We start from the raw sequence: 13,287 nt of genomic DNA on the forward strand, positions 1-13,287 counted from the left end.
ATGCTCGCTGGCGCCACACCGAAACCCGCGCGCGCCTATGTGGTGGCGCCGGTGCTCGATGCCTACCCGCTCGCAGAGGGAGTGGAAGTGATATCGCTCCTCATGCTGAACGAAGTCGAATTTTCTTGAGCAGGGCAGCTTTGGGGCTTCGTGCCTGGTCCCTTTAACTCGTTAACTTTCTTATAGCATGGCCAGCGCACGGTCTGTTGCCTCGACCAGACCCTTCAAGAAGCGAATTGATTTCTCAAGGTCTTCGCGTTTCACCAGATGAGGCGCAGGAGGCGCACCAGCAGTAGCAGGCCTCGAGCGGTGCACTGCATCTCCACGTTTGGTAATTAGTTCGTCCAGGGTTTTTCTTACCTTTGGTGGATCGAAGTGCTGCCATTCCCATTCTGCAGTGACATCAACCTCAAGAAAGTCGAAAAAGAGTTTCTTGGTTTTCTCTGAGGTGGGATTGTGGAATCTTCTGAGTTCGTCCTCTAGGCGACCCGTAACGAACTTTCCTACATAGCTGCCATTGACGACTCTGAGTCGGGCCTGTACTTCCTCGCGGACTCGATCTTCAACATAAGTTTCCCAAGCCGTGAGTGCCATAACGAGCCCTGCACGTTTGAGGACTTCAGCATTCTCAGGTGGCGGCTTAGGCATGGAATCAAAGTGACCAAGGAGGTCTTCAGCATCCTTAATTGAACTCTCAAATGTGATCTTGGATTTAGACATGGCGAAATGCAGTTTTAAAGGAGTTGTGTTTCATTTAAATTCCACAAGCGTACCTGCACGGCATGGGCACCACGATAGCACGGATAAGCCCCCTCTGCGCCGCCGGGCGGAGGAAGGCGAGGCGGGGGGTGAGCGCGGGGTTTCACAAGGCCAACTGCTTGGCCTTGCGCCGCGCGAACGGGCGAGTCTTCTGGAGCGAGGGCAGCCGAACGCAGTGAGGCCGGTGTGGCGGGGCACGCTCCTTTGCCCACTTTCCTGACGTGCATCAGGAAAGTGGGTCGCCCGCCGGGGCGAGTCCCGGCCATCGGACGTCAATAAACCTCTGGATTCCCGCCTGCGCGGGAATGACCGAAGGGAATCTCCTTGGGATGACTAAAAAGAGCCATCGCTTCGGGTGGCTTCATCCCCGTGGGATGACTGATTATGCTATTTATATAATCATAGAGAATGCGCGGCCATCAACTTCCGCACCTGGCCGTGCATCGATTCATCGACGGCCAATCCCTCCTCGATCCTCTCCATCACCAGCGGCTTCTCGTCCGGGAATTGGTAGCCTTCGTAATCCTGCCGGAACAGCAGACCACCGCGCCGGTCTGCCCAGGCATTCATCATATGGTCGAAGCAGACCCGCGACGTGACCTCAAGCTTGCCGATCGTCCACGCCAGTTCCTCCAGCCGCTCGTGCGGTGAGGAGAGGCACAGGCGGCCTTGCGCGACATCCTCGAAGAGGGGCGTGCCCCGCTGTGGATGCAGCGGGCGGGAACGGATGTAATGGGGATTGATGGCGGAAAGCACGCGGGCCGTATGCTCGGCGTGCTGCCGGCGCCCTTCCTTGCCGCCCAGATCCGGCATCCAGTACTCGGATACCTGGAAACCCGCGGCGATGGCCTTGCGGCCGCCTTCGATCTGCTCGGCGCTGGTCACGCCCTTGCAGATGCGGGCCAGCAATTCGTCATCCCCCGTTTCAAGACCGATGTGCAGCCGATCCAGGCCGGCGTCGCGGATCGTGCGGAGTTCTTCCGGCTTGCGCTGGGCCAGCGTTTTGGAACGGGCATAGGTGGTTACCCGGCTCAGCGAGGGCAAGGTTTCGCGCAGATGTCCCAGCACTGCCGCGAACTCGGCCGGCCGCATGATCAGGCTGTTGGCATCCTGCAGGAAGGCGGTTTTCCCGCCCGAGGCGAGCCAGTTGAAAACCGTGATGAAGCTGGAATTCCCTGCGAGATCGCGGCCTTGTGCGAGCAGGGCCGCACCGACTTCACGGCTGATCCTGCCTTCCATTCCCAACTTGCATGAAGCGGCAATGATTTCGTCACGGATCGCGGCAGCGCTGTCGATGTCGGCCTTGATTTCCTCCACCGTTCGATAGACGAAGCGCTGCCCCTTGTACATGGTGCAAAAGGTGCATCGGTTCCACGGACAATTTTCGCTCACCCGCAGCAGCAGGGAGGCGCTGCCGCCCTCGCTCGGCGGCCGGTACGCCCCGATTTTGAAGGAAAGCGTACGCAGCTTTTCAATATGTTCCAGAAGCGGCACTATGCTTCCCTGCCCTTCATCGTGCCGGTGCAGCGGCGCGCGCCGCAGCGGCAGGTGTAATCGGTCGGCGTTGCGTCGGACCCCTCGCCCTCGTCGGTCAATTGATAGTCGTAGGTCAGCTCGACGCCGGGCTGGATGTTTTTCAGCGCATGGATCACGACGCGGTCGTCTTCCAGATAGGCGACGCAATTCGGCTCGCAGGAATGATTGATGAAGCGGGCCTCATTGCCGCCCGACAAGCCGTCGATAAAGGTGTCGTCATCGACCATGAACAGGTAGGTGCTCGGGTTGTCCTGGTAGCGCTCGTTGGCTTCGTCCTCGCTGACGCGCTCGCCGGTGTATTCGATGATGGCGCTGTCTTTCCTGATCCGCCGCGTGGCATACACGCCCTTGCCATGAATTCCTGATTGTCTGACTTCGATTTTTGAACTGGTCTTGCTGCGCGACATAAAACTGCTACTCCAATAAAAGAAGGTTCAAGTTGCAAGGTTCAAGGTAAAACCAAGGGGGGTTGGTTTTGTACCTTGCCCCTTGTACCTTGTACCTGTTTTCATACGCCCCAGGTAACGGGTTTGTTTTTCTTCAAGGACCACTCCAGCAGTTCCAGCAGTGGCACCGCGCGTTGCGCCAGACTGACATGGTCGTGCTTGTCCCCGTCTTCGGTTGCTTCGTTGTGCGGCGGATCTTCGTCGGCAAGGTTGGCGCGCCGTGCCTTGTCGGCGACGACGGCCGCGCGCAACCGCGCGATGGCAGCGGGCAGTTGCTCGATGGTGACGATGCCCGTTGCCGTGGCGTCCTTGCCCATGATTTCCATCATGAGATGCGCCACATCGGCGAACATGATGACGTCACCGGCTGCCGGCGATTTGAAAGTAACGATCATTTTACCTTTCCTTTCTGTTCCGTCAGGCCGCGCTCCGCGAGCCAGACCAGTATGCGCTCCGCCGGCTTTTGCCAATCCTGTTCCAGCATCAGGCCGTGGCCCATGCCGGGAAATATCTCGGCCTTTACGCCGTAGGTGCGCGCCGTCATTTCGACCGACGATGGTGGCATCAGTTGATCGAGCGCCGCGCCGATCACCAGCAAGGGTGTGCGCGTTACGCGCGATGCCTTGGGCAGGTTGAGCAGCGTCATGTCCCAGATGGCGCGATGCGATTCCTGCTGGGAGTGGCGATATATGTGTTTCATGTCGTCATGCGATATCGGCTGCGCAAACATGGCGTCGCGCAGCGAGGCCATGCTGTTGTCCGAGCCGGTCATTACCCGATTCAGCTCGATCAGCAGGCTCGGCCGCGTAAACAGCATATCGACGGCGGCGGACATGAATCCCTGCGGCGGCACCGAGCACATCAGCACCGCGCCGGGCGCCACATGTTGTTCCAGATATTTCTGCACGACGAAGCCGCCCATCGAATGGCCGATCAGCACCGGCGCGACCGGCATCGACTCGGCGACTTCGCGCACGTCGTTTACATAGTCGTCGATCGACAGGCTGTCGAGGTGTTCGCGGCCGCGGCTGTTGCCATGACCGGAAAGCGAGACGGCATGGGCCTCGAAGCCCGCTGCGGCAAAAAACGGCAGGTAACGCTCGCCCCAGCACCAGGCGGAGGTGAAGGCGCCATGGACAAACAGCAGCGGTGTTGGCGAGGTCTTTTGCTGCGGCGAGTGGACGAGGATTTCAAGTTCTGTTTGTTTGTGTCGGGAAGTCAAGATGATTATTTAGTGCGAAAAGCAGCCGCAGGCGGAAAACGCCGCGCTCCGTGTGAATCGAGCGCAGCGAACTAATTAGTAGCCCCGCCTCCTGGCGGGGATGGAGGTTGGGGGAGTTCAATTTGCCTTTGCGTTTTTTCATCCTCAGTGGTGCAACAATCACTACATAAGCGTGATGTCCGTTGGTCGATGGCTGTCTTTACCGTCGCAATTCGTGCGTCGCGGATCGCGCTGGCGATGCTTGCCGCATCTTCGCATCTTTTGGCGATGGCCGCCGCATCGATGTTGCGCGCCGCAACGGCGAGTTCGCGCCAGCGTTCCACGGCTTCGAAGCGGCGTTCGGCAAAGCCGGTGCGGCCGCGGTAATCGGCCTCACAGGTGAGCAGAATCTGCTCGAAGCGCTGCGGCCGTCGCATGGCATCGCAACTTTCCAGTAGTTTGACGATGGTCGCCGCGCGCATATCGCTGACGCGACCGATGTCGCCATGGAAACGCGCCACGAGCAGGGCCAGGTCGCGGCAGTCGACCGGTACGCGCAGCCGCTCGCAGAGCGGGCCGAGCAGAGCCGCACTGCGTTGCTCGTGGCCAAGGTGGCGCGGCAATATGTCGGCGGGCGTGGTGGCCTTGCCGAGATCGTGCGTCAGCGCGGCAAACCGCGCCGGCAAGCTGGCGCCGAGTTTTGCCGCCATATCGATGACCAGCATGACATGAATGCCGGTGTCGATTTCCGGATGATAGTCGGCACGTTGTGGTACGCCCCACAGCGCGTCGAGTTCGGGCAGGATTTTTTTCAGCGCGCCGCAGCCGCGCAGCACCTCGAACATGCGCGAGGGAGCGGTTTCCATCAGGCCGCGGCTGAGTTCCTGCCACATGCGTTCGGGCACCAGATGATCGACTTCGCCGGCCTGTACCATGCTTGTCATCAGCTCGGCGGTTTCAGCGGCGATGCTGAAATCGGCAAAGCGCGCGGCAAAACGCGCCACGCGCAGGATGCGCACCGGATCTTCGCCGAACGCCGGCGAGACATGGCGCAGCACGCGCGCGGCGAGATCGCGGCGGCCGCCAAAGGGGTCGACGAGTTCGCCATTGTCATGCCTGGCGATGGCGTTGATGGTGAGATCGCGCCGCGCCAGATCCTGCTCCAGGGTCACGTCGGGTGCGGTGTGGAAGGCGAAACCCGTGTAGCCGGGGCCGGTCTTGCGCTCGGTGCGCGCCAGCGCATATTCCTCATGGGTCTGTGGATGCAGGAACACCGGGAAGTCCTTGCCGACCGGCCGATAGCCCTGCGCCAGCATTTGTTCCGGCGTGGCGCCGACCACCACCCAGTCGCGATCCTGCACCGGCAGGCCGAGCAGTTCGTCGCGCACCGCGCCGCCGACGGAATAGATTTCCATCAGGGCAGGGCCTCGTTTTCTTCACCGGGTTTGTCGATGTCAGCGCTTGTATGCGGTTGGATAACGCCCAGCCGCGATTTCAGGGTTTGGGGTTTTTCATCGAACAGGGCCGAGTAATAGACCGAATTGGCCATTACCTTTTTGACATAGTCGCGGGTTTCGGTGAACGGAATGGTTTCGGCGTAGATGGCGCCTTCCAGTGCCTGGTCGCCGCGCCAGCGTTTGGCCCGGCCCGGCCCGGCGTTGTAGGCGGTACAGGCCAGCACGGGATGGTTGTCGAGGCTGTCGAGCACCATTTTCAGGTAGTGGGTGCCGAGGGTGACGTTGGTCTCCATGTCATTGACCTGGCCCGGCCGGTAGCCGCGCAAGCCGATTTTTCTCGCGACGATTTTTGCCGTCGATGGCATTACCTGCATCAGGCCGCTCGCGCCGACGCCGGAGCGGGCCGAGGTGACGAAGCGGCTTTCCTGGCGCATCAGGCCATATACCCAGCTGTCATCAAGCGCGAGCGCCTTCGTCCTCGGCAGGATGGCGTCGCGGTAAGGCGCCAGATAGCGCAGGGAATAATCGTGTTCGACCAGCGTTTTTTCCGCCGCGCTGATGGCGCGGTCGAAGATATCGTTGCGGCGTGCCAGTTCAGACGCGGCCAGCAGGTCGCGGTCGCTCATGCCGCGCATGGCCCAGTTCCATTCGCGCACGGCTTCGACGCGCAGATCGAGCCGGAACAGCGCCAGCGCCTGGCGTAAATCCGGATTGGCGCCGACCTTGACCAGTTCCGCCGAAGTTGCGCTCGCGGCCTGTGGCGGCAGGTTGAGCGGCAGGCCGAGTTCCTCCGCGGCGAGCAGGCCATAAAAGCCGGGCTGGGCGCAGATAGTGCGATAGAGCGCGAACGCGTCTTCCTTGCGGCCGGTTGCCGCCAGCGCGCGGGCGCGCCAGTAAATCCAGTCGGGACGCGCCGCCAGATCTGCCGGCATGCGCTCGATGGCGCGCAACACCGCCGGCCAGTCCAGGATGCGCAGCGCGGCGCGCACGCGCCAGGCCATCTGCTCTTCGGAGAGCGGCGCATCGCCCGCCGCGTCATACCAGGCCAGGGCCTGGCTCAGGTGCGCTTGCGCGGCGCGACGGGCCAACTGCCCCCACATGTAGCCGCGGTCGTCGGCGTCGAAATACGCTTCGATGCGGCGCCAGCGCGCGGCGGCATCAACGGCGTCCTTGCGCGCCTGGCGCTGCAGCGCGAACAGCACCGCTTCGCGTGACTGGCGATTATTGGCCAGGTCTCCCGGCAAATGATCGAGGTAGCGCGCGGGCCTGGCGACGATGCGTTCCAGGGTTTTGCCGTCCGGCATCTGCCGCTCCGGCAGATAACGCGCTGCGGATTGTGCCTCGGCATATTTCGCCAGTTCCAGCATGCTGCGCACACGCGCCCACACATCGGCGGCACGCAGGCGTTGATCGCTGACCAGACGGTCCAGCAGCGGCTGGCATGACGCAGGCAACTCGACCGGGACGAACCACAGTTCGCGCGCGGCTTCCAGTACGTTGTTGTCATTATCGAGCGCCAGCCGCGCCTGCCAGGCGTAGCAGGTGGTTTCCTGATCGGCGTCGCGCAACAGCGCGAAGCTGGCCTGGAAATCGGCCCAGGCGCCGCGCTTGCCCAATGCCTTGAGCCAGTCGGCGCGCAATTTTTCGGCGAGATAAGTGCCGCTGTTGCGCGCCAGAAAATCCGCCACGCCGGCATCGCCGCCTTGCTGGCTGAGTTGCAGGCTGAGCTGCCAGTATTCGGCCCACGGCGCCAGATCGTGGCCGCCGGGAACGACCTTGAGCGCCTGCGTCATTTGCGCCAGGCGCTCGGACGCGCCGACGCGGTAAGCCTCGCGCGCGCCAAGGAACTTGTCATCGCCGGAAACAGCCCAGGCAATGGCAGGCACGATCAGCAAAATGTAAAGCAGGCGTTTCATCGTTTATAGTCAATCCATTCCTACCTACAACTTAGCACATGACCAGCAGGCGCGATCAGGGTAATCAGGACAATGAAGCCGCGGCTTTTCGCCAGGCGCTGCGGCGCGAACTTATTGCGGCGCGCGAGGCGCTCCCCGCCGCCCTGCATGCGCGCAAATCGGCCGCCGTGCTCGACCATCTCTATCCCTTGTTGACGGCCCGCCCGCCCGGCATGCTGGCCTTCTATTGGCCGATTCGCGCCGAGATCGACTGCCGGTCGCTGTTGCCACCCCTGCTGGCGCTGGGCTGGCGCGCCTGTCTGCCAGTCATCGTAGACCGCGCGCAGGCGCTGGAGTTTCGCGAATGGACGCCCGAGTCGCACATGGTACTCGGCGGTCACGGCATTCCCACCGTTGCCGCGGGGCCGGCGGTATTGCCCGATGTGCTGTTGCTGCCGGTCAATGGTTTCGACCGCGAGGGTTACCGGCTTGGCTACGGCGGTGGCTATTTCGACCGCACGCTGACAACACTGGAACCGCGCCCCTTTGCTATTGGCGTCGGCTTCGATCTGGCGCGAATCGATTCAATCGGCCCGCGTAGGCATGACCACGCCCTCGATGCCGTGGTGACGGAAAGCGGAATAGAACGCTTTCCATGCAGCTAAATGTGGCGCTGATGCTCCTTTGCTCACGGAACGTCGGTGAAATCCCCCGCCGGCCCGATATGGCGCGGATGGCGCTCATGGGGCTCCTGAACCGGTGCGCCGCCTATGGGCACTACACGGGAGAGAAACTCAATGACCGCGTTACCAAAGACGTCGTTGCGGTCTCCCGCCACCATATGAGCGGCGCCTGCGACATTGACATATTCGCTGTGCGGGCACGACCTCAGGAAAGCCCTGGCGCCGTCCTCCGTGAGTAGGTCCGAGAGCGCTCCCCGCACCAGCAAGGTGGGCAAGGCTAATCTTGCCGCACAGGCGTCAAGCCGTTCCTGGCGAAGCTTGATTACAAGTTCATCACTACCCGACAGAAACAATGGATCCCAGTGCCATCTATATCTGCCATCAGCACCAAGACGAACGTTCTTGGCCAGGCCGTCCAGATTCCGCGGGTGCTTGCGATGGGGCTGGTACTTGTCAATAGCCTCCGCCACCTCATCCAGAGAAACGAAACCCTCCGGCTTCTGCTGCATGAACGCCATAATATTTTCGAGCCCTTTTTTGTCGATCGCGGGAGCAATATCAACCAGAATCAGGGCTGTGGCGTCGACATGATCCTCACCGATGGCCACCAGGCTGGTTCCGCCACCCATGGATGCGCCGACGAGAACGGGGCGCCGGTTGCCGAGTGCGGTAACGACGCAATTGAGATCCTGGACCATGGCATCCTGTCCATAGTTTCCGTCCGCAGCCCAGTCAGAATCGCCGTGACCTCTTGCATCAAAGGCAATGACGAAATACCCGGCAGTACCAAGTAGTTCGCCAGTCCCCTTCCATGCATGGCGGGTTTGCCCGCCGCCGTGCAGAAGCATGACCAGTGGCCCATTTGGATCGCCCCATGAGTCTCCTGCTATTTTCAACCCGCCAAGACCTTTCCAGATATGCATCGGTTCGGGGGTTCCGGGAAGTCTTGTGCCTGTGCTCATTGAAGTGTTCCTATTGGGTTTGTTTGCAGGAAGGGCGGATATAGACAACGGTACATTTTAGGCCGGCTATTCGCCAGGATAGCGAACAGCTCTGAAGGTTTATTGAAGCGCTGCCGACATTCTGCGCAGCGCTTCTTCCAGCGTACTGCGCGGGCAACCGAAGTTGAGCCGGACGAAGCCGGGCAGGCCGAACTCGGCGCCGTTGGAGAGGCCGACGCCGGCGTTCTCGAAAAAGCGTCGCGGGTTGTCGATCTTGCGTGCGGCACACAGGTCGCGGCAATCGATCCAGGCCAGGCAGGTGGCTTCCACCGGCGTCATGCCGAGGCCGGGCATTTGCGCGACGGCGGCTTCGACCCGCCGCGCATTGCCGCGCAGATAATCGAGCAGCGCCTCGCGCCAGTCGTCGCCGTCGCGGTAGGCGGCTTCCGTGGCCACCAAGCCCAGTGTATTGATGTGCGGCATGATGCCATCCATCACGCGCATGAAACTCTTGCGCAATGAAGAGTTCGGAATGACCGCAAAGGCGCTGTACAAGCCCGGCAGGTTGAACGTTTTCGACGGCGCCATTAGCGTGATGCTGCGCTGGGCGGCGTCTTCCGACAATGCGGCGAAGGGCTTGTGGCGGCGCTGCCCGTCAAGCAGCAGGCCGCAGTGGATCTCGTCCGAGCAGACGACAATGTCATGTTGCCTGGCCAGGTGTGCGACTTCGTGCAATTCGTTTTCTTCCCAGGCCCGCCCCACTGGATTGTGCGGATGGCAGAACAGCCAGAGCTTCGCCTGATCAAGTACCCGGTCGACGGCGGCAAAGTCGAATTCCCAGCGCCGCTCGCCCTGACGCAGCGCAGCCGTGAGCAGCTGGCGCGACGAGAGTCCGGGCGCGGACAGAAACGGCGGATAGACCGGCGTGCTGGCGAACACGCCGTCGCCCGCTGCACCGACGGCACGGCAGGCGACATTGAGCGCCGCGACCACGCCCGGCACCCAGACCAGCCACGCCGGCTCAATGTGCCAGTCATAATGGCGCAGCACATGGTCGCGCACCGCCTCGATCAGCGTCGGCCACGGCGCGGCATAGCCGAACACGCCATGCCCGATGCGCCGCTGCAACGCATCCCGCACCGCCGGTGGCGCGGCGAAATCCATGTCGGCGACCCAGAGCGGCAGCACGTCGTGGCCCGCGTAGCGACTCCATTTGATCGAGTCGCTGCCGCGCCGGTCGATGAGGGTGTCGAAATCGAAGGCGGCCATGGGCGGCGTTATCCGAGGAACAGTTTCGCGGCGGGGTTCTTCGTCTCGTCCCAATAGCGATAACCCAGCGCCTTGAGGAAATTGCGGAAACCCTTTATCTCCGCCTTCGGTACCTGCATGCCGACCAGTACGCGGCCGTAGTCGGCGCCATGATTGCGGTAATGGAACAGCGAAATATTCCAGCCGGCGCTCATGGCGTTGAGGAAATTCAGCAGCGCGCCCGGCCTCTCGGGGAACTCGAAGCGATACAGCAACTCGTCCCTGACTTGCGGCGCATGGCCGCCGACCAGATGGCGGATGTGCAGCTTGGCCATCTCGTCCTCGGTGAGATCGAGCGTGGCGCAGCCGCTTTTCTTCAGCGACTGCACCAGCCGGGTGGCATCGGCGCGGCCCGGCACCTGCACGCCGACGAACACATTCGCCTCGCGCGGACCGGAATAGCGGTAGTTGAATTCGGTGATGGCGCGGCTGCCGATCAGGGAGCAGAATTTCCGGAACGAGCCCGGCGTTTCGGGAATCGTCACCGCCAGCACCGCCTCGCGCTGTTCGCCCACCTCGGCGCGCTCGGCGACGAAGCGCAGGCGGTCGAAATTCATGTTGGCGCCCGAGGCCACGGCGACGAAGGTCTTGCCCGTCAGCTTGTGGCGTCTCGCATACTCCTTGACGCCGGCGATGGCGAGCGCGCCGGCCGGTTCGAGAATCGAGCGCGTGTCCTCGAACACGTCCTTGATCGCGGCGCAGATGGCGTCGGTATCGACCAGCACCATTTCGTCGACGTACTGCCGGCAGAGGCGGAAGGTTTCCTCGCCGACCAGCTTGACCGCCGCGCCGTCGGCGAACAGGCCGACATGATCGAGCTTGACGCGCTTGCCGGCCTTCAGCGAGCGCGCCATGGCATCGGCATCGGCGGCCTCGACGCCGATAATCTTCGTTTTCGGGCTCACCTGTTTGACATAGGCGGCAACGCCTGAGATCAGCCCGCCGCCGCCGACGCAGCAGAAGATGGCATCGATGGGTTCCGGGTGCTGGCGCAGGATTTCCATGCCGATGGTGCCCTGGCCGGCGATGACATCCGGGTCGTCGAAGGGATGGACGAAGGTGAGCTTCTGCTTTTTTTCCAGCTTCAGCGCGTGAGCGTAGGCGTCGTCGTAGGAGTCGCCGGCGAGAACCACCTCGCCGCCGCGGCCCTTCACCGCATCCACCTTGATTTGCGGCGTCATGGTCGGCATCACGATCACGGCGCGCAAGCCCATCTTCTGCGCCGCCAGCGCCACGCCCTGGGCGTGGTTGCCGGCCGAGGCGCAGATCACGCCGCGCCGCTTCTGTGCCGGCGTGAGGTGGGCCATCTTGTTGTAGGCGCCGCGCAGCTTGAACGAGAATACCGGCTGCATGTCCTCGCGCTTCAGCAGCAGCGTGTTGCCGCAACGCGCGGACAGGTTCGGCGCCAGGTCGAGCGGCGTTTCAAGCGCCACGTCATAGACGCGGGCGTTGAGGATTTTTTTCAGGTAGTCCGGTTTTTTGTCGGTGGGCATCGCATCAACCATCGTGGGCAAGGCACAAAGGTTATCAGAGCGCGGGCCGCACGGCGCAACGTGAAACTTGCCACCAGTAGAGCGTCACCCCGAAGCCGGCGCCGGCGAGGCCGACGATGGCGGCGATCCAGAAACCCGGCACGCCGAGCGGTGCGATTCCCAGCGTCTCGATGCCATGCAAACCCAGGGCAATGCCGCCCGGCAGGCCCACGCCCCACAGCGCCACGGCATAGATTGCCATCGGCACCATGGCCTTCTTGTAACTGCGCAACAGGCTGACGGCAATCGCCTGCAAGGCATCGGCGAGATGGTAAATTGCGATCAGCGCAATCACGCTCGCCGCCAGCAGGCGCACCTCGGCATCCACGGTGTACAGCGCGGCGAGCCAGCTTCGGCCGAGCCATAGCGACAGGCTGACGGCGGCGGCAAAACCCATGCCGAGCCGCAATCCGGCCAGCCCGGTGTGGCGCGCCGCCGCCGCATCGCCGCGGCCCAGCGCCTGCCCGCACAAGGCGCCGACGGCGCTGCCCATCGACATCGGGATCATGAACATCAGCGCCGAAAGATTGGCGGCAATCTGGTGCGCGCCCGACGCGGTGGGGCCGAGCCGCGCCACGAACAGCGCCATGAAAGTGAACGCCGTGACATCGAAAACGAAGGTCGCGCCCATCGGCAGGCCGAGTTTCAGCAGCGCCAGCAGGCGTGCGCGCCGCGGCCAGCTCCATGCGGCGAATATGCCAAAGCAATGATATTCGGCTTCGCGCGCGCACCACAGCCAGCCGCTCAGCATGACGAGCCAGGACGAGAGTACGGAAGAAACGCCGCAGCCGAGCGCGCCCAATGCCGGGGCGCCGAGATGGCCGAACATGAATATCCAGTTGAAGAAAATTTTCAGCCCCAGCCCGAACAGATTGAACACCATGATCGGGCGCGGCCTGGCGATGCCGGCGGAAAAGCCGTAAAGCAGGCGAAAGGCGAAGCCGGCTGGCGCCGCCCAAGCCAGCACGGCAAGATAGGCGCGTACCCGCCCGTCCATTTCCGGCGTGAGTTGCGACAGCGCGAGCAGGGGGCCGGGATGGGTCAGCACCAGCATCGCGAGCGCCGCCAGCGCCAGCGAGAGCCACGCACCCTGGCGCACCTCCTCGCCGATGTCGCCCATCCGCCCGGCGCCGTAGTGATGCGCGATGATCGGCGTCAGCGCCAGCAGCACGCCCATGGCCGAGATGAAGATCGCGGCATAGATCGACGCGCCGATCCCCACGGTGGCCAGGTCGAGCGGCGATATCTGCCCGGCCATGACGGTATCCATCGTGCCGTTCAGCATCACCGCCACCTGCGCGACCAGCATCGGCAGCGCGAGATGGATGATGGCGCGGGTGGGCGCTGCAGCGGTGGGGAGTGGCAGGGTTTCAGTCTTGGTGGCGGCAGGCATGATAGTGGCCGATTGAACCACAACCGCGGAGCGGCGGTGCGAAAAAGGCTTGTCCGCGCTATGGTGATGGCCATGCCGCGCAAATACGTTGGTGGAATTTAATTCGGGTGTGAGCCCATTAATCGAAAGTTCGCCA

At 62.7% G+C, this 13,287-nt stretch carries 13 protein-coding genes; 2 read left to right on the forward strand and 11 right to left on the reverse strand.

Annotated elements, in window-relative coordinates; genetic code table 11:
- On the forward strand, positions 1 to 129 hold the full coding sequence (locus K5E80_RS16975) for a hypothetical protein (RefSeq protein WP_281420285.1): 129 nt from the start codon (positions 1 to 3) through the stop codon (positions 127 to 129).
- A 51-nt stretch (positions 130 to 180) separates the two neighbouring features.
- Here the strand turns inward: K5E80_RS16975 and K5E80_RS13450 are convergent, their stop codons facing one another.
- The 7 genes from K5E80_RS13450 to K5E80_RS13480 form a co-directional block, all read right to left on the reverse strand.
- Positions 181 to 720: a HEPN domain-containing protein gene (locus K5E80_RS13450; RefSeq protein WP_220636639.1), complete on the reverse strand. Its 540-nt coding sequence runs from the start codon at positions 718 to 720 to the stop codon at positions 181 to 183.
- Positions 721 to 1,158: 438 nt separating this feature from the next.
- Positions 1,159 to 2,253 (reverse strand): radical SAM protein, encoded by a 1,095-nt coding sequence (locus K5E80_RS13455; protein ID WP_220636640.1) that lies wholly within the window; start codon positions 2,251 to 2,253, stop codon positions 1,159 to 1,161.
- Entirely contained in the window at positions 2,253 to 2,702 is a 450-nt protein-coding gene (locus tag K5E80_RS13460) for an SET domain-containing protein (RefSeq protein WP_220636641.1), read from the reverse strand. The genes K5E80_RS13455 and K5E80_RS13460 overlap by 1 nt, the downstream gene beginning before the upstream one ends.
- Before the next feature lie 101 nt (positions 2,703 to 2,803).
- Positions 2,804 to 3,136 carry a DUF1840 domain-containing protein gene (locus K5E80_RS13465; protein WP_220636642.1) on the reverse strand — a complete coding sequence of 111 codons (333 nt, stop codon included), beginning with the start codon at positions 3,134 to 3,136 and terminating at the stop codon, positions 2,804 to 2,806.
- Positions 3,133 to 3,963 carry an alpha/beta hydrolase gene (locus K5E80_RS13470; protein ID WP_220636643.1) on the reverse strand — a complete coding sequence of 277 codons (831 nt, stop codon included), beginning with the start codon at positions 3,961 to 3,963 and terminating at the stop codon, positions 3,133 to 3,135. The genes K5E80_RS13465 and K5E80_RS13470 overlap by 4 nt, the downstream gene beginning before the upstream one ends.
- A 71-nt stretch (positions 3,964 to 4,034) precedes the next feature.
- Positions 4,035 to 5,357: a multifunctional CCA addition/repair protein gene (locus K5E80_RS13475; protein ID WP_220636644.1), complete on the reverse strand. Its 1,323-nt coding sequence runs from the start codon at positions 5,355 to 5,357 to the stop codon at positions 4,035 to 4,037.
- A complete protein-coding gene (locus K5E80_RS13480; RefSeq protein WP_220636645.1) occupies positions 5,357 to 7,315 on the reverse strand; it encodes a lytic transglycosylase domain-containing protein in 1,959 nt (652 codons plus the stop codon). Before K5E80_RS13480 ends, K5E80_RS13475 begins: the two co-directional genes overlap by 1 nt.
- A gap of 38 nt (positions 7,316 to 7,353) precedes the next feature.
- On the opposite strand from K5E80_RS13480, the gene K5E80_RS13485 reads away from it, so the two are divergent.
- Positions 7,354 to 7,959 (forward strand): 5-formyltetrahydrofolate cyclo-ligase, encoded by a 606-nt coding sequence (locus tag K5E80_RS13485; RefSeq protein ID WP_220636646.1) that lies wholly within the window; start codon positions 7,354 to 7,356, stop codon positions 7,957 to 7,959.
- Between the two features lie 23 nt (positions 7,960 to 7,982).
- Here K5E80_RS13485 and K5E80_RS13490 read toward each other — a convergent pair whose 3' ends face one another.
- The 4 genes from K5E80_RS13490 to K5E80_RS13505 all read right to left on the reverse strand — a co-directional run bounded on the left by K5E80_RS13490 (position 7,983) and on the right by K5E80_RS13505 (position 13,151).
- The gene (locus tag K5E80_RS13490) at positions 7,983 to 8,939 is read right to left on the reverse strand and encodes an alpha/beta fold hydrolase (RefSeq protein WP_220636647.1); all 957 of its coding nucleotides are present in this window, start codon (positions 8,937 to 8,939) and stop codon (positions 7,983 to 7,985) included.
- A 99-nt stretch (positions 8,940 to 9,038) separates the two neighbouring features.
- A complete protein-coding gene (locus tag K5E80_RS13495) occupies positions 9,039 to 10,187 on the reverse strand; it encodes a MalY/PatB family protein (RefSeq protein ID WP_220636648.1) in 1,149 nt (382 codons plus the stop codon).
- An 8-nt stretch (positions 10,188 to 10,195) separates the two neighbouring features.
- Positions 10,196 to 11,719: a threonine ammonia-lyase, biosynthetic gene (gene ilvA, locus K5E80_RS13500; protein WP_220636649.1), complete on the reverse strand. Its 1,524-nt coding sequence runs from the start codon at positions 11,717 to 11,719 to the stop codon at positions 10,196 to 10,198.
- Between the two features lie 34 nt (positions 11,720 to 11,753).
- Complete coding sequence (locus K5E80_RS13505; protein ID WP_220636650.1) at positions 11,754 to 13,151, reverse strand: MATE family efflux transporter; 1,398 nt, start codon at positions 13,149 to 13,151, stop codon at positions 11,754 to 11,756.
- Between the last annotated feature and the right edge of the window lie 136 nt (positions 13,152 to 13,287).

The sequence above is a fragment of the Georgfuchsia toluolica genome (assembly GCF_907163265.1).
Lineage (GTDB): Bacteria > Pseudomonadota > Gammaproteobacteria > Burkholderiales > Rhodocyclaceae > Georgfuchsia > Georgfuchsia toluolica.